Raw genomic sequence first — 22,077 nt, forward strand, 5'->3', positions numbered from 1 at the left:
CCAGACTGACTTCGCTGCGTGCTTCGGTCACCGGTCGACGCCTCCCATCACGGGGTCGATGGACGCGACGGCGACGATGACGTCGGCGACCTGGCCGCCCTCGCACATCGCCGCCATGGCCTGGAGGTTGGTGAAGGAGGGGTCGCGGAAGTGGACCCGGTAGGGGCGGGTGCCCCCGTCGGAGACGACGTGCACGCCGAGTTCGCCCTTGGGCGACTCGACGGCGGTGTACGCCTGTCCGGCCGGGACCCGGAAGCCCTCGGTCACCAGCTTGAAGTGGTGGATCAGGGCCTCCATGGAGGTGCCCATGATCTTCTTGATGTGGTCGAGCGAGTTGCCGAGTCCGTCCGGTCCGAGCGCGAGCTGCGCGGGCCAGGCGATCTTCTTGTCGGCGACCATGACCGGGCCCGGTGCGAGCCGGTCGATGCACTGCTCGATGATCCGCAGCGACTGGCGCATCTCCTCCAGGCGGATGAGGAAGCGGCCGTAGGAGTCGCAGCTGTCGGCGGTGGGGACGTCGAACTCGTACGTCTCGTACCCGCAGTAGGGATCGCTCTTGCGCAGGTCGTGCGGGAGTCCGGCGGAGCGCAGGATGGGACCGGTGGCGCCGAGCGCCATGCAGCCGGTGAGGTCGAGGTAGCCGACGTCCTGCATGCGGGCCTTGAAGATGGGGTTGCCGGTGGCGAGTTTGTCGTACTCCGGCAGGTTCTTCTTCATGGTCTTCACGAACTCGCGCAGCTGGTCGACCGCGCCCGGGGGCAGGTCCTGGGCGAGTCCCCCGGGGCGGACGAACGCGTGGTTCATCCGCAGGCCGGTGATCAGCTCGAAGAGATCGAGAACGAGTTCACGATCGCGGAAGCCGTAGATCATGATCGTGGTGGCGCCGAGCTCCATGCCGCCGGTGGCGATGCACACCAGGTGCGAGGAGATCCGGTTGAGCTCCATCAGGAGCACGCGCAGGACGGTGGCCCGGTCGGGGATCTGGTCCTCGATGCCGAGGAGCTTCTCGACACCCAGGCAGTACGCCGTCTCGTTGAAGAAGGGCGTCAGGTAGTCCATGCGCGTGACGAAGGTGGTGCCCTGCGTCCAGTTCCGGAATTCGAGGTTCTTCTCGATGCCGGTGTGGAGGTAGCCGATGCCGCAGCGGGCCTCGGTGACGGTCTCGCCGTCGATCTCCAGGATCAGCCGGAGCACTCCGTGCGTGGACGGGTGCTGGGGACCCATGTTGACGATGATGCGCTCGTCGTCGGACTTGACCGCCGACTCGACGACCTCGTCCCAGTCGCCGCCGGTGACTGTATATACAGTCCCCTCGGTCGTGGCCCTGGGCGTTGCATGGGGAGTGGTCATCAGGAGTACGACCTCCGCTGGTCCGGAGCCGGGATCTGGGCGCCCTTGTACTCGACGGCGATGCCGCCGAGCGGATAGTCCTTGCGCTGCGGGAAGCCCTGCCAGTCGTCCGGCATCATGATCCGGGTGAGGGCGGGGTGCCCGTCGAAGACGAGCCCGAAGAAGTCGTACGTCTCGCGCTCGTGCCAGTCGTTGGTCGGGTAGACCGGGACGAGCGACGGGATGTGCCGGTCGTCGTCCGGCGCGGACACCTCCAGCCGGATGAGCCGGCCGTGGGTGATCGAGCGCAGGTGGTAGACGGCGTGCAGCTCGCGTCCCTTGTCACCGGGGAAGTGGACGCCGCTCACCCCGGTACAGAGCTCGAAGCGCAGGGCCGGGTCGTCGCGCAGGGTCCGGGCGACGGCGGGCAGGTGCTCGCGGGCGATGTGGAAGGTGAGCTCGTCGCGGTCGACGACCGTCTTCTCGATGGCGTTCTCGGGGAGCAGGCCCTGTTCCTCCAGGGCCCCTTCGAGTTCGTCGGCCACCTCGTCGAACCAGCCGCCGTACGGGCGCGAGGTGGCGCCCGGCAGGGCGATGGTGCGGACGAGCCCGCCGTAGCCCGAGGTGTCGCCGCCGTTCTCGGCGCCGAACATGCCCTTGCGTACGCCGATGACCTCGCCGTGCTCGTCGCGCGGGGCGGGGACGTTGCCGTTGTCGTTCTCGCTCACCGGAGCAGCCCCTTCATCTCGATCAGGGGCAGTGCGTTCAGCGCCGCTTCCTCCGCCTCGCGGGCGGCCTCCTCGGCGTTGACTCCGAGCTTGGAGCCCTGGATCTTCTGGTGCAGCTTGAGGATCGCGTCCATCAGCATCTCGGGCCGCGGCGGGCAGCCCGGCAAATAGATATCAACCGGGACAATATGATCAACACCTTGAACAATGGCGTAATTGTTGAACATTCCGCCGGATGACGCGCAAACGCCCATGGAGATGACCCACTTGGGGTTCGGCATCTGGTCGTAGACCTGCCGCAGGACGGGCGCCATCTTCTGGCTGACCCGTCCCGCCACGATCATCAGGTCCGCCTGCCGCGGCGATCCGCGGAAGACCTCCATGCCGAACCGGGCCAGGTCGTAGCGCCCGGCCCCGGTCGTCATCATCTCGATGGCGCAGCAGGCGAGGCCGAAGGTGGCCGGGAAGACGGAGGACTTCCGTACCCAGCCGGCGGCCTGCTCCACGGTGGTCAGCACGAAGCCGCTGGGCAGCTTCTCTTCGAGTCCCATATGTGCCCCTCAGCCCCTCAGTCCCATTCCAGGCCGCCGCGACGCCACACATACGCGTAGGCGACGAAGACGGTGAGCACGAAGATCAGCATCTCGACGAGCCCGAAGATCCCGAGGGCGTCGAAGGTGACGGCCCAGGGATAGAGGAAGACGATCTCGATGTCGAAGACGATGAAGAGCATCGCCGTCAGGTAGTACTTGATGGGAAAACGGCCGCCTCCGGCTGGAGTCGGGGTGGGTTCGATACCGCACTCGTACGCTTCGAGCTTCGCCCGGTTGTACCGCTTGGGGCCGATAAGCGTGGCACTGACCACGGAGAAGATCGCAAACCCTGCCCCGAGGGCGCCGAGCACGAGGATGGGCGCGTAGGCATTCACGCTCCTCGCTCCTTCCAGTCGTCCTTGACCGTTGGACCGCATCGGGCGACCTTGCTCGCCACCTCACCAAGATCGTGCATATGTGAGGCAGTTCACAAGCCCGACTGCCCCGCATCCTATGCCTGCCACCCTGTGATCTGTGACACGGGGTACGACAACGTCTTTGTGATCTCCACCACCTGACGAACGATCATGAAGTCGGATGAGCGGTGATCTTCGTACACGAAGCGGCCGAGTGATCACGAGACGTGACATCTCCTGCCGTTACCGCTGGTCAAAAGGGTGGCGCACTATCAAGCAGTGGCGCATGAAGCCAAATTGGCGATGGACGCGATCCGGTGATAAAGGGATCTGTCCCCCTCCGGGCGAGGAGGGGGTCACTCGCGCGGGGGTTCACGCGGAACGAAGTGGACGCATGCCGACATCGATCCTCTATCGGGCGAATGGCTCACCATGGGCGGCCCGTTCCCCGTCCGCACGACCCTTCGCGCGCGAGGCCCTCGTATGCCCTTCACCCGGAGACCACACTGTGACCTGCGTCACCCGACCGGGGTCTCCAGAGAAGCGGGCTTGGCCAACGGTGTGAACGGATGGTAAGCGGCGGGCAATTCGGGCGTATTACCGATAACCCGTGATCACGGCCGCAATCACGTATGCCCGTTTTGTCCGTTACGGCGTCAATAAAGGGCCCCAGAAAGCGGATTCACAGATTCCGGACGTAACTGTGTCGCAACACACGTTTCTTGATGGGACCCCTGAGGCCCTGATAGCGCTAGTACCCATGTCCCACACCGCTCTCATACCCAGCCACCGGAAGCCCCGCCGAAACGCCTCGAAGACGGCGCTGCGGGCCGGAGTTGCCGGTGGCGTCCTCAGCACCATCGCCGTCGCAGGCGCTGCAGGCCCGGCCCAGGCCGAGCCGGTGACCCAGACCATCGAGATGCCCACCATCACGGCCGGGCTCTCCCCCGCCGTCGCGGCGTCCGCGGAGGCCACGCAGCAGGTCGCCCTGGACCTGGAGACGCAGGCCCACGAGGAGGCAGCGGCCACCGCCGCCGCCAAGGACGCCAAGAAGGCCAAGGCCGAGGCTGTCCGCAAGGCCGAGGCCAAGAAGAAGGCCGAAGCCAAGGCGAAGGCCGAGGCCGAGGCCAAGGCGGAAGCCGCCGAGCGCGCCTCCCGCGCCGCCGCGCGCACGACGCTGAGCGCCTCCACCGGCTCGTCCTCGTCGGGCTCCTCGTCGTCCGCGACGCCGTCGTACACCTCCACCGCCACGGGCTCCGCGGCCGCCGTCGTCGCGTTCGCGCAGGCGCAGATCGGCGACGCGTACGTGTCCGGCGGCACCGGCCCCAACTCCTGGGACTGCTCCGGCCTCGTCCAGGCCGCGTTCCGCTCGGTGAACATCGACCTGCCCCGCGTCTCGCAGAGCCAGTCGACCGCGGGCACCCAGGTCTCCCTGAGCAACCTCCAGCCGGGCGACATCCTGTACTGGGGCGGCGCGGGCAGCGCGTACCACGTCGGGATCTACGTGGGCGGCGGCCAGTTCGTCGGGGCACAGAACTCCTCCACCGGTGTGGTGCAGAAGTCCCTGGACTACGACCCGCCGTCGGGCGCGGTCCGCGTCCTCTGAGTTCACGGATTCACAAGCGCCTCGGCGCACGGTGAAGGGCCGTCGCTCCCCCGCTCGGGAGCGACGGCCCTTCGCCGTTCCCGGCGGCTTCCCGACGTCACCCCCGGCGCCGGCGGGTGACGTCGCGAACCCGCCGGACTCCGTCCGCCTGCGCTTGTGAACTGGGGCGAACAGCCCCCGCGTCACCGAGCACAGGACGGCCCACCATGTCCACGACGGCCACCCCCCGCGACGACATCCCCTCCCGCACGCCCTTACGCGGCCGCCTGGCCGTGCTCTCCGTGACGCTGGGCATCTTCGCCGTCGTCACCACGGAGATCCTGCCGATCGGTCTGCTGACGCCGATCGGGGCCGACTTCGCCGTCGCGGACGGCACGGCGGGCCTGATGATGACGATGCCGGGCCTCCTCGCGGCCGTCGCCGCCCCGGTGGTGACCCTCGCGACGGCCCGCGCCGACCGGCGGCTGATGCTCGGCGCCTTCGTCCTGCTGCTGGCGGTGGCCGACTTCCTCACCGCCGCCGCGACGGCCTACTGGGTGGTGCTGCTCGCCCGGGTCCTGGTCGGCGTCACCATCGGCGGTTTCTGGTCGGTCGGCGTCGGTCTGGCCGCCCGCCTGGTCCCCGCCCGGTCCGCCGGGCGTGCGACCGCGGTCGTCTTCGCCGCCGTGCCCCTCGGTTCCGTGCTCGGCGTCCCCGCCGGCACCCTCATCGGCGATCTGGCCGGCTGGCGCACCGCGTTCGTCACGATGGGTCTGCTGTCGGCGGGCGTGCTGGCCCTGCTGCTCCTGACCCTGCCCGCCCTGCCGCCGGAACAGGTCACCCGCCCCGCCGTGCTCCGCGACCTGCTGCGGGAGCCGGGCACCGGGTTCGCGCTGCTGACGACGTTCCTCGTCGTACTGGCGCATTTCGGTACGTACACCTACGTCACGCCGTTCCTGCGGGAGGTCACCCACGCCGGCCCGGGGACGGTCACCGGCTTCCTGCTCGTCTACGGGTGCGCGGGCGTGGCCGGCAACTTCCTCGGGGGCGCCCTCGTGACGCGCCGCCCGCACGCCACGTTCGGGGCGGCCGCCGCGCTGATCGCGCTCGCCACGGCGCTCCTGCCCTTCCTCGGCCGGTCCGAGGCGGGCGCGCTGGCGCTCCTCGTCCTCTGGGGCCTCGGCTACGGCGCGGTGCCGGTCTGCTCGCAGAACTGGTTCGCCCGTGCGGCGACCCGTACGCCCGAGGCGGCCTCGGTCCTGTTCACCGCGTCCTTCCAGGCGACGATCGCCATCGGCGCGCTGGCGGGCGGTTTCGTGGTCGACCACGCCACCCTCCCCGCGGTCATGGCGCTCGGCGCCGCGACCGCGGGTCTGGTGTCGCTCGCCGCCCGGATCCACTTCGTACGGGCGCGGTCTACGCCCGGGGCGCGACCTTCGTCAGGCCGTTGATGATGCGGTCCATCGCGTCGCCGCCCGTCGGGTCGGTGAGGTTGGCGAGCATCTTCAGCGTGAACTTCATCAGCAGGGGGTGCGTGAGGCCGCGCTGGGCCGCGATCTTCATGACCCGCGGGTTGCCGATCAGCTTCACGAAGGCGCGGCCCATCGTGTAGTAGCCGCCGTAGGTCTCCTTGAGCACCTTCGGGTAGTTGTTCAGCGCCAGTTCGCGCTGGGCCGGGGTCGCGCGGGCGTGCGCCTGGACGATGACGTCCGCGGCGATCTGGCCCGACTCCATGGCGTACGCGATGCCTTCGCCGTTGAACGGGTTGACCATGCCGCCCGCGTCACCGACGAGCAGCAGGCCCTTGGTGTAGTGCGGCTGGCGGTTGAAGGCCATCGGCAGTGCGGCGCCGCGGATCGGCATCGTCATGTTGTCGGGGGTGTAGCCCCAGTCCTCCGGCATGGAGGCGCACCACGCCTTGAGGACCTCGCGCCAGTCCAGCTCCTTGAAGGCGGAGGAGGAGTTGAGGATGCCCAGACCGACGTTGGACGTGCCGTCGCCCATGCCGAAGATCCAGCCGTAACCGGGCAGCAGCCGCTCCTCGGCCCCGCGCCGGTCCCAGAGCTCCAGCCAGGACTCGAGGTAGTCGTCGTCGTGGCGGGGCGAGGTGAAGTACGTACGGACCGCGACACCCATCGGGCGGTCCTCGCGGCGGTGCAGGCCCATCGCGACGGACAGCCGGGTCGAGTTGCCGTCGGCGGCGACGACGAGGGGGGCGTGGAAGGTGACCGGGGTCTTCTCCTCGCCGAGCTTCGCGTGCACGCCGGTGATGCGGCCCGTGCGCTCGTCCTTGACGGGCGCACCGACGTTGCAGCGCTCGTACAGCCGCGCGCCGGCCTTCTGCGCCTGGCGGGCCAGCTGCTCGTCGAAGTCGTCGCGCTTGCGGACCAGTCCGTAGTCCGGGTACGAGGCGAGATCCGGCCAGTCCAGCTGGAGCCGGACGCCGCCGCCGATGATGCGCAGGCCCTTGTTGCGCAGCCAGCCCGCTTCTTCGGAGATGTCGATGCCCATGGAGACGAGCTGCTTGGTGGCGCGCGGCGTGAGGCCGTCGCCGCAGACCTTCTCGCGCGGGAAGGCGGTCTTCTCCAGGAGGAGGACGTCGAGTCCGGCCTTGGCGAGGTAGTAAGCGGTGGTGGAGCCGGCTGGGCCCGCTCCCACGACGATCACGTCCGCGCTGTGTTCGGAGAGGGGCTCGGTCACGGTCGGATCTCCCGAAGACTCGAAATCGCGTGCCGCGCGGCACATGTCCCGTGCAGTCTATGGGGGCCTGCTGATCAACCGTCCGAAGGGCTCCCCGATGTCGCTCGCACCTCCCGCACTCCCCGTCGTACAGCTGCGCGTCCCCACCGACGAGGACGCCGTGGCCTGGCACCGCGTCTTCGACGACCCGGAGGTGATGGAGTTCTTCGGCGGTACGTCCGACGAGTTGTCGATGTACGAGGAGTGGACCGCCCGCCAGCGCCGGCACGACGCGGAACTCGGCTACTGCCTGTGGACCGTGCTCGACGGCGACGGCGAGGTGCTCGGCTTCACGGGGGCGCAGCCGTGGCCGCACGACGCGTACGGGCCCGTGGGCGAGACCGAGATCGGCTGGCGGCTGGCCCGGCGGGCCTGGGGCCGCGGCTACGCGACCGCGGCGGCGCGCCTCACGCTGGAGCGACTGCGTGCGGCGGGTGTGGAGCGGGTGGTCGCGACGATCGACGCGCGCAACGAACGGTCGATCGCCGTGGCCGGCCGCCTCGGGATGGACCGGGCGGAGAGCTTCACGACGCCGCGGGCGGGCCAGGAGGCGTGGTGTTTCCGGCTGGAGCTGAACCGGTGACGGCCCGGGGGTGACGCGGGGCGTGGCCGGCGTCAGCGGTTCATCAGGGCCAGCCCCGAATCCTCCGGTTCCCGGCGCACCGTTGTCACGGCGGGTGTCTACGCCGGTGCGGGGGCGGCAGCCGGCCCGGCGCCGGCTGCCGGGGCATGGGGGGGCGTTTGCCGCGTAGGGCCCCGGTGCCGCTGTACGCGCGCGAGGAGCCGCCCCCGTCGGTCGCGGCGGGGCGCAACGCAACACCGCGCCGCCGGCCCCCGGCAGACCGAACGGCTGCACCTCCGGGAGCGCACCGGATGTCACCGGCCGGGCGATCCCGCCGTGGACGAGCAGCCCGGTCTCAGTCGCGTACACCCCGGTGCAGCGCGACCACGCCGCCCGTGAGGTTGCGCCAGGCGACCTTCGACCAGCCGGCCCGCTGGAGCTTCGCCGCGAGCCCGGCCTGGTCGGGCCAGGCGCGGATCGACTCGGCGAGGTAGACGTACGCGTCGGGGTTGGACGACACCGCGCGCGCGACCGGCGGCAGCGCCCGCATCAGGTACTCGGTGTACACGGTCCGGAACGGCGCCCAGACCGGCTGGGAGAACTCGCAGATGACGACCCGGCCGCCCGGCTTGGTCACCCGGTACAGCTCGCGCAGGGCGGCGTCCGTGTCCTGGACGTTGCGCAGCCCGAAGGAGATGGTGACCGCGTCGAACGTCTCGTCCCGGAACGGCAGCTTCGTGGCGTCGCCCGCGGTGAACGGCAGCCAGGAGTTGCGCTTCTTGCCCTCGCGCAGCATGCCGATGGAGAAGTCGCAGGGCACCACGTACGCCCCGGTCGCGGCGAACGGCAGCGAGGACGTCGCCGTCCCCGCGGCCAGGTCGAGGACCTTCTCCGCGGGCCGGGCGTGCACCGCGGCGGCGACCTCCTTGCGCCACAGCCGGGCCTGGCCGAGCGAGAGCACGTCGTTGGTGAGGTCGTAGTTCGCCGCCACGTCGTCGAACATCGAGGCGACTTCGTGCGGCTGCTTGTCCAGGGAGGCTCGGGTCACCCACCCATTCAAGCAGCCCGGCCGCGCCGCCCCGGGGCGGCCCCGCTGTGACGGAACCCCCGGCCGCCGGTCAGCGGCGCGGCGCCCCGGCCGGGCCGGAGGCGGACGCCCGCCACGCCTTCCCGTCCCCGCACCGGAGACCGATCGCGGACCGGCTTCAACCTTTCCGGCCCGTCGGGTGCCTCTGCGACGCCTGGCCCTACGACGCCATGGGGCACTACCTCGGCGGCCCTTCGGTCCCGTGACGCACCGCCCCCACGAGCGGATGCCGCCCGTTTTGCTTGTGGACTGAACCAATGGGTCCCGGCAGCGGTCCTTACAGCGGGAGTGGAACACGCCGGAGACTGGGGAGGAGCGCCGAATGTCCGCAAAGGATGTGCGCCGGAGCGGGCAGCGGGAACGCGGCCGGAACCGGCTGTTCGTCAAGGCCGTCGTGCCGGTGGTGCTGCTCGCGGCGGCCGTCGTGGGCATCCGGTGGACCGGTGACCACGACGCGAAGGCGTCCAACGCGACCGGCACCTTCACGGTCGCCCGCAAGGGCGTCTCGGAAACCGGCAAGGGCGACGCCTACCGGGTCGAGGTGGAGAACGGCTCCGGTCTGGACGCCGACCGGGCCGCCGCCGAGGTCGCCCGCATCCTGGCCGCGCCCCGGGGCTGGTCGCACCACGGCGAGCATTCCTTCCGCCAGGTCGCCGAGGGCCCCGCGGGGCTGGTCATCCGCATCGCCACCCCCGAGACCACCGACCGCATCTGCGGGAAGGGCGGCCTCGACACGCACGGCGAGGTCAACTGCCGCGTGGGCACCGACGTCATGGTCAACCTGAAGCGCTGGCAGCGGGGGTCGCCGGAGTTCCACGGCCCGCTGGCCGACTACCGCGCCCTGATCGTCAACCACGAGGTCGGCCACTGGCTCGGCCACGGCCACGAGACCTGCCCCGGCAAGGGGCGCCCCGCCCCCGCGATGATGCAGCAGATATACGGCCTCAAGGGGTGCGTCTCCAACGCCTGGCCCTACGACGCCAAGGGGCGGTACCTCGGCGGCCCCTCGGTCCCGTGAGACCCGGCCGGACGCTGCCCGGCGCTCCCTCCGTTCCCTGCCCCGGGACCACGGCCAGGTGCTGCCTGACGCCCCGCCAGACGGCCTTCGGCCGTGCGGCCTGAGGCGGCCCGTCGCCCCCTCCGCACCGGGGCGTACGGGCACGGCCCCTACCGGCCCCGGTACACCAGTCGCCCCGCCGCCACCGTCGCCACGCAGCACGCCCCGCCCGCCGCGAGCAGCGCGCCCTCGTCCGCCGCGTCGAAGGCGGCGAGATCGGCCCGTCCCCCGGCCGTGAGCGGCGCGGCGATCGCGGTGTCCACCGCGGCGGCCCCGGCCAGCGGATCGAGCACCGGCTCACCGGCGCGCGCGGGCCCGGGAACGACCAGCAGCCCGGACCGGCGCATGGCCGTGATCAGGGCGGGCGGCGCGGTGGGGTCCGCCGCCACCGCGGTCGTCCCGTGACGGAGCATCCGGTGCAGTCCGCGCCGCACGCTTCCGGCCCGCCAGGTGTCGTCGGGACCGAGCGCGTCGAGCGCCTCGCCGGTCAGCGGCGCCGTGCCCAGGGTGTCGGTTTCGCGCGGATCGGGGAAGTACGCCTCCTCCAGCAGCCGGACCGCGTCCCGCTGGTAGAGCCCCGGGGTCAGGACGCCCGGCCATCGCCGGACGCGGGCGGCGGGATGGGTGTCGGCCAGTTCCGCGTACGGACCGAAGGCGACGGTCACCGCGTCCCGCACGGCCACCGCCCCGTCGGGCACGGGTGCACGGCCGCCGCCCGGCAGGAGCAGGACGGCGGCGTGGATCGTCAGCAAGGCGGAAGGCCCTAGTTGGCGTTGAGGAGCTTGAGCTCGGGGTGGGCCGTGCCGCCCTCGATCGCGGTGGACGAGATGTGCGAGACGACGCGCTCGTCGACGGGGTCGTTCGCCGGGTCGTCGTGCACGACGAGGTGCTCGTACGTGGTGGCGCGCTGGGCCGGGACACGGTCCGCCTTGCGGATCAGGTCGATGATCTCCAGGCGGTTGGAGCGGTGCTTCGCGCCGGCGGAGGAGACGACGTTCTCCTCCAGCATGATCGAGCCGAGGTCGTCCGCGCCGTAGTGCAGCGACAGCTGGCCGACCTCCTTGCCGGTGGTGAGCCAGGAGCCCTGGATGTGGGCGACGTTGTCCAGGAAGAGCCGGGCGATGGCGATCATCCGCAGGTACTCGAAGAGCGTGGCCTGCGTCTGGCCCTTCAGCTTGTTGTTCTCCGGCTGGTACGTGTACGGGATGAAGGCGCGGAAGCCGCCGGTGCGGTCCTGCACGTCACGGATCATGCTGAGGTGCTCGATGCGCTCGGCGTTCGTCTCGCCGGTGCCCATGAGCATGGTGGAGGTGGACTCGACACCCAGGCCGTGGGCGATCTCCATGATCTCCAGCCAGCGCTCGCCGGACTCCTTGAGCGGGGCGATCGCGGTGCGCGGCCGGGCCGGGAGCAGCTCGGCGCCGGCTCCGGCGAAGGAGTCGAGACCGGCGGCGTGGAGCCGCTGGATGGCCTCCTCGGCGGAGACCTTGGAGATCCGGGCCATGTGCTCGATCTCGGAGGCGCCGAGCGAGTGGATGACGAGCTGCGGGAACGCCTTCTTGATCGCGGAGAAGTGCTCCTCGTAGTACTCCACGCCGTAGTCCGGGTGGTGTCCGCCCTGGAACATGATCTGCGTGCCGCCGAGTTCGACCGTCTCCGCGCAGCGGCGCAGGATGTCGTCGAGGTCGCGGGACCAGCCCTTGGCGGTGTCCTTGGGCGCGGCGTAGAACGCGCAGAACTTGCAGGCGGTGACGCACACGTTGGTGTAGTTGATGTTGCGCTCGATGATGTACGTCGCGATGTGCTCCGTACCCGCGTAGCGGCGGCGGCGCGCGGCGTCGGCGGCCGCGCCCAGGGCGTGCAGGGGCGCCGACCGGTAGAGGTCGAGGGCCTCCGCCGGAGTGATCCGGCCGCCTTCGGCGGCTCGGTCGAGGATGGGCTGGAGGTCGGCCTTCTCGGTCACCGGGCTGTCACCTTTCGGCGGTTTTTCAACGGATCTACGGACCGGTTCAGCGTACGCCAGCACCCGCACGGGTCAGCGGGCGGACCGGGCCGGGGTGCTGTACGGGCGTGCCGTACGGGTGTTGCGCGGCTGTCCGGGTCAGCCGCCGGACCGGGTCAGCGTTCCGTACGGGAGTCCGGCTCCGCGCTCGTCGGACCGGAACCGCAGCGCGCCGTCGCCGGTGCGCGTGAAGTGGACGTCGGAGGTCGTGGTGGTGCACAGGCCCGCCGTGCTGGGCCGGTCGGGATCGGTGCGTTCCCGCAGCTTCAGCTCTGTGTCCGTGCCGGAGGTGAGGGTGGCGACGCTGTAGCAGCTGAGGTCCACGCCGAGCCCGGTGATCGTGGTCGTCATGTGGACGACCTCCGCGCCCGTCCTCCCCTTCTCGAACACCGCGGTGAGCGTGCCGTGGGGAGCTCCGGTCGTCTTCTCGGTGAGCGGCCCCCGCCAGGTGCCGACGAAGGCCGCGGGGACCTCGGTGATCCGGCCCGGCGAGCCGGTGGCGGACGCCGACGGCCTGCCGGACGAGCCGGCGCCCGGGGGCGACGCCGACGGGGCCGGCGTTCCCTGCCCGGCGCTGTCGGCGTCGCCCCCGCCCGGCATCAGGTCGAAGAGGAACGCGCTGCCCACGGTGACCGCGGCCAGCGCACCGGCCACCGCGAGGGCGACGGTGCAGCTGAGCCTGCGCCCCCGCTGCTCGCCCGGACCCGAGCCGGCGCTCATGGTGAGGCCGAACCGGGGATCGGCGGTGCGCTGCCCCGGCACCCCGTCCGTACTGCCGTAAGGCCCCCGCGGCGGCGGGGTCCGGTCGATGGCCGGCGGCGGCTCGACCGGCGGTCCGAAGACGCCGAGGGCCCCGCCCTCGCCGCTCGCACCGCCCGTGCCGAACGCCCCGAACCCCCCACCTGCCCCGCCCTCGCCGCCCGTCCCGCCCACGCCGAACGAGGCGTTGCTGAACGGCACCGGCCCCGACTGCCCCGGCGCCTCCTGCGGTTCCAGGTCCAGCAGGGCGACCGCCGAAGCGCTGACCTCGCGCACCAGCGGACCGGGCAGCCACCCCACCGCGACCGCGGCCGACGCCCCGTCGGGCGCCAGCTGCCGGGCGAGTTCGTCGGGGGTGGGCCGGCCGGACGGGTCCTTCGCGAGGCAGGACGCGATGATGTCGCGCAGCCCGCCCTCCAGCTCGCCCAGCTCGGGTTCCTCGTGCACCACCTTGTAGAGGAGCACGGCGGAGGAGTCCCCGAGGAAGGGCGCGGACCCGGTAGCCGCGTAGGCCAGCACCGCGCCCAGCGAGAAGATGTCGGCCGCACCGGAGATGTCCTGCCCGCGGATCTGCTCGGGCGCCATGTAGCCGGGTGAGCCGACGGAAACGCCCGTGGAGGTGAGCGAGGCGGTGGCGTCGATGGCCCGGGCGATACCGAAGTCGATCAGCCGGGGGCCGTCGAGGGCGAGCAGCACGTTGGACGGCTTCACGTCCCGGTGGATCAGGCCCTGCCCGTGGACGGCGGCCAGCGCCTCGGCGAGCCCGGCGCCCAGGGTGCGTACCGCCTGCTCCGGCAGGGGCCCGTGGACGGTGACCGCGGACGAGAGCGGCGGCCCTGCCACGTAGCCGTGGGCGACCCACGGCACGGGGGCGTCCGGGTCGGCGTCCAGGACGGGGGCGGTCCACTGCCCGCCGATCCGCCGCGCCGCGTCCACCTCGCGCCGGAACCGGGCCCGGAACTGCTCGTCCAGCGCGAAGTGCGGGTGGACGACCTTGACCGCGACGGTCCGGCCGCCCGCGCTGCGCCCCAGGTACACGCGGCCCATGCCGCCCGCCCCGAGGCGGCCGAGCAGCCGGTAGGCACCGATGCTCAGCGGTTCGCCGGCTTCGAGCGGCTGCATATACGGACTCCCCTTGTGGACCGGCCGGACCTCCGACCGAAGCCTAGGGGCGAAGGTCATCGGGTCACAGGGGAAACCATCCGCCGATTTCGGCCCCAAGGGAACGAACGACGTCATTCGCCACAACAAAAGGCGTGAATGTGCCGTTCCCCGGGGCGATAGCGGATCGATTGCGGAACGATTGGAGGAGGGACCGTGGGCGTTCCGCCGCCCCTCCCGCCCCTCGGCCATTCCGCGCGTATTTACCCGAATCGATATCCGCACATCTGCGCGGGCCGCCTCTCCGCCGGTTCCGTACAAGGGAAGGGCGGGAATGGCCGTGCATTCCCGCGGTTCCCGCCGGGACGGTCCGCAGTGCGCCCGGCGGGAGAGCGGGAGGGGTCAGCCGCCGAGCAGCTCGACGTTCACGTCGGCCGGGAAGCCCGTGGTGGGGCCGGTCCGGCGGGCGAACTCCGTGACCCCGGCCAGCTGTGCGGGTCCGAAGCGGAAGTCGAGGGTCGTGAAGTAGCGCTCCAGGACCTCCGCGTCGAAGGCCTCCCAGCGCGCGGCCTGCTCCGCGACCTTGGTGACCTCCTCCAGCGACACGTCCCGCGAGGCCAGGAACGCCTCGTGCACCTTCTTCACCGCGAGGGGCTCGGCCGCCAGGTAGTCCTTGCGCGCGGCCCAGACGGCGAAGACGAACGGCAGCCCCGTCCACTCCTTCCACATCGCGCCCAGGTCGTGGACCTGGAGCCCGAGCCGGGGGGCGTCGTGCAGATTGGCGCGCAGCGCGGCGTCACCGATGAGGACGGCGGCGTCCGCCTCCTGCATCATCAGGCCGAGGTCGGGCGGGCAGGTGTAGTAGTCGGGGGTGACCCCGAACCGCTCGGAGAGCAGCAGCTGCGCCAGCCGGACGGAGGTGCGGGAGGTCGAACCGAGGGCCACCCGGGCCCGGTCGAGGTCCTCCAGGGGGCGCTGCGACACGATCACGCACGACATGACGGGCCCGTCGCACCCGACCGCGATGTCGGGGAAGGCGACCAGGTCGTCGGCGTTGCGCAGGAACTCCACGAGGGTGACGGGGCCGATGTCCAGATCGCCCCTGATCAGCTGCTCGCTGAGCTTCTCCGGGGTGTCCTTCGAGAGCTCCAGGTCGAGCAGAGTTCCGGTCCGTGCGAGCCCCCAGTACAGGGGAAGGCAGTTGAGGAACTGGATGTGGCCGACGCGCGGCCGGCTGCGACGGTTGTCGCCTGCGACGGTTGAGACGGTTGAATTGTCCACATCGCGAGGCTAGACCCGCGACGGGCGGGCGGCCTCACCGGGGGCGCGCGGCGTCACCCCGGCCCCTCGTCCGGGCCCCCGGGACGGCCGCCGAAGGTCACTCGGGAGGGGCTGGGAGTCACTCGGATGGACGCTCCGGAGCATTCATGCGCACGAGGGTCAAACATCCGGTGGAGTGATCTTTCCCTCTACCCTTCCTCACATGCTGCGTGCTAGGCTCGTCGCCAAGTTGCAGTTTGGTTTCCCTTGCAGTACAGAGCCTGCGGAGCATGTAACCCGCAGGCTTTTGTAGTTTTCAGACTTCTTTGCAGGTTCTGGAGCAGGGCAACCCTTTGGCCCAAGGAGGGCTTATGGCTACCGGAACCGTCAAGTGGTTCAACGCTGAAAAGGGCTTCGGCTTCATCGCCCAGGACGGCGGCGGCCCGGATGTCTTCGTCCACTACTCCGCGATCAACGCGTCCGGGTTCCGCTCCCTCGAGGAGAACCAGGTCGTGAACTTCGACGTCACTCAGGGACCCAAGGGTCCGCAGGCTGAGAACGTCACCCCGGCTTAGGGTCTTTCGTTCGGATCGGGCCGGATCAGGGAGCGGGGTCCGGGGCCGTGCATCGCAAGGCGGAGGAGGGAGTCATGGCGGAGCCATGGCGACCGACGACAACGCGGCGAGGTGCGGCCCCGGGGCACGCGAGCCCGGCATGATCCGAACGAGAGGCCCGGGGTTGCCCGGGTCGGCCGATCGCGGCCGGTAAGCAGTACCCAAGGAGCCCCGCTCCTCCGCCCCGGCGGAGAAGCGGGGCTCCTGCCTGTGCGGGGCGCCCACAGATGGCCCGTGCCTCCGTACGCGCTCGGGCTCGGGACGGCGCTTGACCTTCACACCGTGTCAGGCCGTGCACTCGGAGACATCATGTTCACCATCGGAGACTTCGCCAGGTACGGACGGGTGTCGGCCCGCATGCTGCGTCATTACGACGCGGTCGGACTGCTGCCCCCCGACCGCACCGACCCGGCCACCGGCTACCGCTACTACGGCGCCGCCCAGCTCGCCCGGCTCAACCGGATCATCGCCCTCAAGGACCTCGGCTTCACGCTCCAGCAGGTGCGGGCCGTCCTGGACGAGGAGGTGGGTCCGGAGGAGCTGCGCGGAATGCTGCGGCTGCGTCGGGCGGAGCTGGAGGCGGCGATGGCGGCGGCGGCCGCACGGCTGGCCCAGGTCGAGGCGAGGCTCCGGTCGATCGAGAGCGAGGGACGCATGTCCGTTGACGATGTCGTGATCAAGAGCGTTCCGGCGGTACGGGTGGCGGAGCTGACCGGGGTGGCCGCGGGGTACGGACCGGAGGACATCGGGCCGGTGATCAGCCCTCTGTACGAGCGGCTGTTCCCGCTGCTCGAGGAGGCCGGGGTACGCCCCACGGGCCCGGGCATCGCCCGCTATGAGGATGCCCCGGAGGGCGGCGGGGCGATCGTCGTCCACGCCGGGGTGACGGTCTCCGCCCCGGTGGGGCCGGTGGGTGACACCGGGGTCACGGTGGTCGAGCTGCCCCCGTTCGAGGCGGCGACCATCGTCCACCGGGGCTCGATGGACGGGATCCTGCCGACGGCGCAGGCCCTGGCCCGGGGGATCGACGCGAGCGGCTATCGCTCGACGGGGTATGCGCGCGAGATCAACCTGGAGTGCCCCGAGGACCGGGACAAGTGGGTGACGGAGCTCCAGGAACCGGTCAGCAGGGCCTGACGGCCGCGGAGGGGGCCGGGGGCGGTCCCGTGCACGGGCCACCTGACAGTGCGGAGGGGGCCGGGGGCGTCCGTGGACGGGGCCGGGGGTGGTCCGGGGGTCGGGGGCGGTCCGGGGCCACGGGGTGTCCGTGGACGGGACCGTCCCCCGGCCCGTGCGCGGGCCGCCCCCCGGCCCCCCTCTCCGTTCACGCCCCCGCGCCGGCCCCCGCCCACAGTCCGTCGGCCGTGAGCCCGAGGAGATCGATCGCGTTCCGGCGCACGATGCGGTCCACGACCCCGGCGTCCAGGTGACCCATCTGGGCTTCGCCGACCTCGCGGGACCTGGGCCAGGTCGAGTCGGAGTGCGGGTAGTCCGTCTCGTACAGGACGTTCCCCACCCCGATCGCGTCCAGGTTCTTCAGCCCGAACGCGTCGTCGAAGAAGCAGCCGTAGACGTGCTCGGCGAACAGCTCCGACGGCGGCCGGTGGACCTTGTCGGCCACCCCGCCCCAGGCGCGGTTCTCCTCCCAGACGACGTCGGCGCGCTCCAGGATGTACGGGATCCAGCCGATCTGGCCCTCCGCGTACATGATCCGCAGGTTCGGGAAGCGTTCGAACTTGCCGCTCATCAGCCAGTCGACCATCGAGAAACAGCAGTTGGCGAAGGTGATGGTGGAGCCGACGGCCGGCGGGGCGTCGGCGGAGGTGGACGGCATCTTCGAGGACGAGCCGATGTGCATGGCGATCACCGTCCCCGTCTCGTCACAGGCCCGGAGGAACGGGTCCCAGTCGTCCGTGTGGATCGACGGCAGTCCGAGGTGCGGGGGTATCTCGGAGAACGCCACGGCTCGCACGCCGCGCGCGGCGTTGCGCCGCACCTCGTCGGCGGCCAGTCGCGCGTCCCAGAGCGGGACGAGGGTGAGCGGGATGAGCCGGCCGTGCGCCTCCGGCCCGCACCACTCCTCGACCATCCAGTCGTTGTACGCGCGCACGGACAGCAGTCCGAGTTCCCGGTCCTTCGCCTCGGTGAAGGTCTGGCCGCAGAAGCGCGGGAACGTCGGGAAGCAGAGGGCGGACTGGACGTGGTTGACGTCCATGTCGGCGAGCCGCTCGGGCACCGAGAACGAGCCGGGGCGCATCTGCTCGTACGTGATGACTTCGAGCTTGATCTCGTCCCGGTCGTAGCCGACGGCGGTGTCGAGCCGGGTGAGCGGGCGGTGCAGGTCCTCGTACACCCACCAGTCACCGATCGGCCCGTCGTCCCCCTTGGCGCCCATCACGGGCGCGAACTTGCCGCCCATGAAGGTCATTTCCTTGAGCGGCGCCCGGACGATGCGCGGTCCGGAGTCCGCGTACCTGGACGGGAGCCGGTCCCGCCAGACATGAGCGGGCTCCACCGTGTGGTCGTCCACCGAGATGATCTTCGGAAAAGTCTCCATGTGTACCACCGTAGCGCCGATCTGACGAACCGTCAGTAAACTGGGCCACCGTCCGGGCGGGGCCTCGTTCCACAATCGTTGTCGAGGGCTTGTGCAGAGCGTCACCCGCAGCTGACGCGCACCCCTTCCACAAGGCAGACTGTTGACGGCGATACCAACGGTATGGAGCAATCCGGATGGCCCAGGCCGAATCCGGACATGTGCGACCGTGCCGGGCAGCGCACAGAGCAGGACGGGAGGAACCAATGGGCCGTGACGACGGGCCACGCGTACGTGTTCCGGTACAACGCTCCCCGGAGCAGGGGCCGGTGGAGGACACCGGTCTGCACTTCTGCGTGCTCGGTCCGGTACGGGCCCGGCGGGGCGGCGAGACGCTGCCGTCCGGTTCACCCCAGCAGCGTGCCCTGCTGAGCGCTCTGCTGCTCCGCGGCGGGCGCACCGCCACGGCCGCCGAGCTCATCGACGCCCTCTGGGGCGAGGACCCGCCCTCCCAGGCACTGGCCGCTGTGCGCACGTACGCCTCCCGGCTCCGCAAGACCCTGGGCCCGCTCACCCTGGCGAGCGATTCCGGTGGCTACGCGATGCGGATCGGGACCGGAGCGCTCGACCTGACCGTGGCTCAGGACCGGGCGGCCGACGCGGAGAAGGCCCGGGCGTCCGGCGACCGCCACCGGGCCCGGACCCTGCTGAACGAGGCGCTCGCCCTCTGGGACGGCGAGGCGCTGGCCTCGGTGCCCGGCCCGTACGCCGAGTACCAGCGCTCCCGGCTGGAGGAGTGGCGGCTCCAGCTCACCGAGACCCGCCTCGATCTGGACCTGGAAGTCGGATGCCACGCCGAGGCGGTCTCCGAGCTGACCGCGCTCACCGCGGCGCACCCGTTGCGCGAACGCCTGCGCGAACTCCTGATGGTGGCCCTGTACCGCAGCGGCCGCCAGGCGGAGGCGCTCGCCGTGTACGCCGACACGCGGCGGCTGCTCGCGGAGGAGCTGGGCGTCGACCCGCGCCCCGAACTGTCGGCGCTCCAGCAGCGCATCCTCCAGGCGGACGAGGAACTGGCCCGCCCGGCCGACGAGCCCGCGCCCGCCGCGGTGCGGACCCGCCCCGCTCAGCTCCCCGCCACGGTCCCGGACTTCACGGGCCGGGCCGCCTTCGTCCGCGAACTGGGCGACCGCCTCGCCACGGCCGAGGGTTCCGTCATGGCCGTCTCCGCCCTCGCCGGAATCGGCGGCGTCGGCAAGACGACCCTCGCCGTGCACGTCGCGCACCAGGCGCGCCCGCACTTCCCGGACGGCCAGCTGTACGTCGACCTCCAGGGCGCGGGCGCCCGCGTCGCGGAGCCGGAGACGGTCCTCGGCGCGTTCCTGCGCGCCCTGGGCACGGCGGACTCGTCGATCCCCGACTCCCTGGACGAACGCGCCGCGCTCTACCGCTCGACCCTCGACGGCCGCCGCATCCTGGTGGTCCTGGACAACGCCCACGACGCGGCCCAGATCCGGCCCCTGCTCCCGGGCACGGCGGGCTGCGCCGCGCTGGTCACCAGCCGGGTCCGGATGGTCGACCTCGCGGGCGCGCACCTGGTCGACCTGGACGTGATGTCACCGGAGGAGGCCCTCCAGCTGTTCACCCGGATCGTGGGCGAGGAGCGCATCAACTCCGAGCGCGAGGCCGCCCTCGACGTGGTGGCCGCGTGCGGCTTCCTCCCCCTCGCCATCCGCATCGCGGCCTCCCGCCTGGCGGCCCGCCGCACCTGGACGGTCTCGGTCCTGGCCGCGAAGCTCGCGGACGAGCGCCGTCGCCTGGACGAGCTCCAGGCGGGCGACCTCGCGGTGAAGGCCACGTTCGAACTCGGCTACGGCCAGCTGGAACCGGCCCAGGCCCGCGCCTTCCGCCTGCTGGGCCTCGCGGACGGCCCGGACATCTCCCTGGCGGCGGCCGCGGCCCTGCTGAACCTGGAGGCCCACGCGGCGGAGGACCTGCTGGAGGCGCTGGTCGACACGAGCCTCGTGGAGTCGGCCGCGCCGGGCCGCTACCGCTACCACGACCTGGTCCGCCTCTACGCGCGTTCGTGCGCGGAGCGGGACGAGCAGGCGCCGGAGGAGCGGGAGCTGGCGCTGTCGCGGCTGCTGGACTTCTATCTGGCCACGGTCGCCCGGGTCAGCACGATGGAGAAGCCGGGCGACACCCTGGTCGACCACCTCACGCCCACCTCGTACCCGGGCCTCGGGTTCGCCGGCCGGCGCGAGGCGCAGGACTGGCTGTACGCCGAGGCGGGCACCCTGCTCGCCTGCGCCCGGCAGTCCGCCCGGGGCAGGACGCTTCCCCGGGCGGTGGACCTGCTGTGGGTCGCCGTCGATCTCGCGGAGTCCGGCGCCATCTCCAAGGAATACGAGGCGACCGTGACCGCGGCCGCGAAGGCCGCGCAACTCGTCGGGGACGCCCGGTCGGAGGGCCGTGCCCTGCTCATCCTGTCCAATGTCCACCACGTCTCCGGCCGCTTCGACCTGATCGACCAGGAGTGCAGCCGGGTGCTGCACCTGTCGAGCATCGCGCAGGACCCGCTGCCCGCCTGCTGGGCGAGCAACCTGCTCGGCATCATCTCCCTCTACGAGAACCGGCACGCGGAGGGCGAGAAGCATCTGACCCGTGCCATCGAGCAGTTCCGCGAACTCGACGACCTCCCCGGCCAGGCCTCCGCCCTGTGCAATCTGTCGCGCGTCCACCTGGCGATGGGCCGGACGCCGACGGCCGTCTCGCTGGCGCGTCAGGGAACCGCGATGTACGACGAGATGGACCATGCGCTCAAGGGCGCGAACGGCCGCTACGCGCTGGGCCTGGCGCTCACGCAGAGCGGGCAGTTGGAGGCCGCGGCGGAGAGCCTCCAGGAGGCGTACCAGGTCTTCAAGGACAGCCGGCAGCGGCTCTGGGAGGGCATGGCGCTCTTCCGCCTCGCCGAGGTCGACATCGCGGCCGAGCGGCCCGCGCAGGCAGCCGCCGGAGCGGAGGTCGCCCTCACCGTTCTGCGGGGTATCGGCGGCGAGTGGCGGCGCGCCAACGTCCTCACCGTATTGGGAAGTTCACTGGACGGCATCGGCCAGACGGGGCGCGCCCAGGTCTGCTGGCGCGAGGCCCTGGCCATCTTCGAGACACTCGGCTCCCCGGAGGCGGAAGAGGTGCGCACGCTTCTGCGCGCCGGTGCGTCCGTCTGAGCGGCCCCTGCCAGGCCGTTCATCGTTCGTTTATCGCGGCACGACAGTCTCTGACCAGTCGATCCGTCGCGTCGGGGGGCAGGCGGGGCGACCAACGGCCGTGGCACTAATGTGAGCGGCCCCGACAGGCCCGTCCGGCAGTCCACGGGGGAACAGCCGGACGGGCCTCGCCGACCCAGCACGCCGAATCACCAACGGGAGTAGACGATCATGGCCGACGCACAGAGCAACGACCCGATCATCAAGCCGCTCAACACCCACGCCACCAGCGAGCCGCTGAACGTCCTGGGCGGGGACGGCGCGATCAAGCCCCTGAACACCCACGCCACCAGCGAGCCCGCCGGCGAGGCCGAGGACACCACCGACAACACCCACGCCACCACGGAGCCGGCCAACTGACGACTTCTCTCGACGGGGGCAGTGGCCGCGGCGGCGCGGAGGGGGAGCCGTCGCGGCCGCTGCATGTCGGCGTCCGGGCACGCCCGCGCGATCGCGCCGGGCGACGCCCACGCCACCCGGGCCGCACGCGGTCCGCACAGAGG

At 71.4% G+C, this 22,077-nt stretch carries 19 protein-coding genes; 8 read left to right on the forward strand and 11 right to left on the reverse strand.

Features of this window, described 5'->3' with window-relative positions; all coding sequences use genetic code 11:
* Positions 1-27 precede the first annotated feature (27 nt).
* From E6R60_RS23100 to E6R60_RS23115, 4 genes are read right to left on the reverse strand one after another with little or no spacing between them, the layout of a single operon-like run.
* Positions 28-1,350 (reverse strand): NADH-quinone oxidoreductase subunit D, encoded by a 1,323-nt coding sequence (locus E6R60_RS23100; RefSeq protein ID WP_136328527.1) that lies wholly within the window; start codon positions 1,348-1,350, stop codon positions 28-30.
* The gene (locus tag E6R60_RS23105) at positions 1,350-2,057 is read right to left on the reverse strand and encodes an NADH-quinone oxidoreductase subunit C (RefSeq protein WP_136328528.1); all 708 of its coding nucleotides are present in this window, start codon (positions 2,055-2,057) and stop codon (positions 1,350-1,352) included. The genes E6R60_RS23100 and E6R60_RS23105 overlap by 1 nt, the downstream gene beginning before the upstream one ends.
* Positions 2,054-2,608, reverse strand: coding sequence for an NADH-quinone oxidoreductase subunit B (locus tag E6R60_RS23110; protein ID WP_073964532.1), 555 nt, complete (start codon positions 2,606-2,608; stop codon positions 2,054-2,056). The genes E6R60_RS23105 and E6R60_RS23110 overlap by 4 nt, the downstream gene beginning before the upstream one ends.
* Positions 2,609-2,625: 17 nt before the next feature.
* Positions 2,626-2,985, reverse strand: a complete 360-nt coding sequence (locus tag E6R60_RS23115; protein WP_136328529.1) for an NADH-quinone oxidoreductase subunit A — start codon at positions 2,983-2,985, stop codon at positions 2,626-2,628.
* A 781-nt stretch (positions 2,986-3,766) separates the two neighbouring features.
* On the opposite strand from E6R60_RS23115, the gene E6R60_RS23120 reads away from it, so the two are divergent.
* Both E6R60_RS23120 and E6R60_RS23125 read left to right on the forward strand, forming a co-directional pair.
* Positions 3,767-4,612: a C40 family peptidase gene (locus E6R60_RS23120; protein ID WP_136328530.1), complete on the forward strand. Its 846-nt coding sequence runs from the start codon at positions 3,767-3,769 to the stop codon at positions 4,610-4,612.
* Positions 4,613-4,818: 206 nt separating this feature from the next.
* A complete protein-coding gene (locus E6R60_RS23125; protein WP_136328531.1) occupies positions 4,819-6,042 on the forward strand; it encodes an MFS transporter in 1,224 nt (407 codons plus the stop codon).
* On the opposite strand, the gene E6R60_RS23130 is transcribed toward E6R60_RS23125, so the two are convergent.
* Positions 6,008-7,291, reverse strand: coding sequence for a geranylgeranyl reductase family protein (locus E6R60_RS23130; RefSeq protein WP_136328532.1), 1,284 nt, complete (start codon positions 7,289-7,291; stop codon positions 6,008-6,010). The two genes, E6R60_RS23125 and E6R60_RS23130, sit on opposite strands and share 35 nt — an antisense overlap.
* 97 nt (positions 7,292-7,388) lie before the next feature.
* On the opposite strand from E6R60_RS23130, the gene E6R60_RS23135 reads away from it, so the two are divergent.
* Positions 7,389-7,913, forward strand: a complete 525-nt coding sequence (locus E6R60_RS23135; RefSeq protein ID WP_136328533.1) for a GNAT family N-acetyltransferase — start codon at positions 7,389-7,391, stop codon at positions 7,911-7,913.
* Positions 7,914-8,247: 334 nt separating this feature from the next.
* Here the strand turns inward: E6R60_RS23135 and E6R60_RS23140 are convergent, their stop codons facing one another.
* Positions 8,248-8,940 carry a demethylmenaquinone methyltransferase gene (locus E6R60_RS23140; protein ID WP_136328534.1) on the reverse strand — a complete coding sequence of 231 codons (693 nt, stop codon included), beginning with the start codon at positions 8,938-8,940 and terminating at the stop codon, positions 8,248-8,250.
* A gap of 361 nt (positions 8,941-9,301) precedes the next feature.
* Here E6R60_RS23140 and E6R60_RS23145 point away from each other — a divergent pair, with 361 nt between their 5' ends.
* Entirely contained in the window at positions 9,302-9,997 is a 696-nt protein-coding gene (locus tag E6R60_RS23145; RefSeq protein ID WP_136328535.1) for a DUF3152 domain-containing protein, read from the forward strand.
* 149 nt (positions 9,998-10,146) lie between these two features.
* On the opposite strand, the gene E6R60_RS23150 is transcribed toward E6R60_RS23145, so the two are convergent.
* The 4 genes from E6R60_RS23150 to E6R60_RS23165 form a co-directional block, all read right to left on the reverse strand.
* Positions 10,147-10,788: a hypothetical protein gene (locus tag E6R60_RS23150; protein WP_136328536.1), complete on the reverse strand. Its 642-nt coding sequence runs from the start codon at positions 10,786-10,788 to the stop codon at positions 10,147-10,149.
* 11 nt (positions 10,789-10,799) lie between these two features.
* The gene (gene mqnC, locus E6R60_RS23155; protein ID WP_136328537.1) at positions 10,800-11,999 is read right to left on the reverse strand and encodes a cyclic dehypoxanthinyl futalosine synthase; all 1,200 of its coding nucleotides are present in this window, start codon (positions 11,997-11,999) and stop codon (positions 10,800-10,802) included.
* Positions 12,000-12,137: 138 nt separating this feature from the next.
* Entirely contained in the window at positions 12,138-13,919 is a 1,782-nt protein-coding gene (locus tag E6R60_RS23160) for a serine/threonine-protein kinase (protein WP_136328538.1), read from the reverse strand.
* Positions 13,920-14,300: 381 nt separating this feature from the next.
* Complete coding sequence (locus tag E6R60_RS23165; protein WP_136328539.1) at positions 14,301-15,179, reverse strand: menaquinone biosynthesis protein; 879 nt, start codon at positions 15,177-15,179, stop codon at positions 14,301-14,303.
* Between the two features lie 350 nt (positions 15,180-15,529).
* Between E6R60_RS23165 and E6R60_RS23170 the strand changes: the two genes are divergently transcribed.
* Entirely contained in the window at positions 15,530-15,733 is a 204-nt protein-coding gene (locus E6R60_RS23170; RefSeq protein WP_003967102.1) for a cold-shock protein, read from the forward strand.
* Between the two features lie 348 nt (positions 15,734-16,081).
* A complete protein-coding gene (locus E6R60_RS23175; protein ID WP_136328540.1) occupies positions 16,082-16,909 on the forward strand; it encodes a MerR family transcriptional regulator in 828 nt (275 codons plus the stop codon).
* A 187-nt stretch (positions 16,910-17,096) separates the two neighbouring features.
* On the opposite strand, the gene E6R60_RS23180 is transcribed toward E6R60_RS23175, so the two are convergent.
* Positions 17,097-18,329, reverse strand: a complete 1,233-nt coding sequence (locus E6R60_RS23180; protein WP_136328541.1) for an amidohydrolase family protein — start codon at positions 18,327-18,329, stop codon at positions 17,097-17,099.
* 245 nt (positions 18,330-18,574) lie between these two features.
* On the opposite strand from E6R60_RS23180, the gene E6R60_RS23185 reads away from it, so the two are divergent.
* On the forward strand, positions 18,575-21,535 hold the full coding sequence (locus tag E6R60_RS23185; RefSeq protein ID WP_136328542.1) for a BTAD domain-containing putative transcriptional regulator: 2,961 nt from the start codon (positions 18,575-18,577) through the stop codon (positions 21,533-21,535).
* Positions 21,536-21,745: 210 nt separating this feature from the next.
* Positions 21,746-21,934 (forward strand): hypothetical protein, encoded by a 189-nt coding sequence (locus tag E6R60_RS23190; RefSeq protein ID WP_136328543.1) that lies wholly within the window; start codon positions 21,746-21,748, stop codon positions 21,932-21,934.
* Positions 21,935-22,077 lie beyond the last annotated feature (143 nt).

Origin of the sequence: Streptomyces sp. A0642, assembly GCF_004795105.1 — a bacterium.
Lineage (GTDB): Bacteria > Actinomycetota > Actinomycetes > Streptomycetales > Streptomycetaceae > Streptomyces.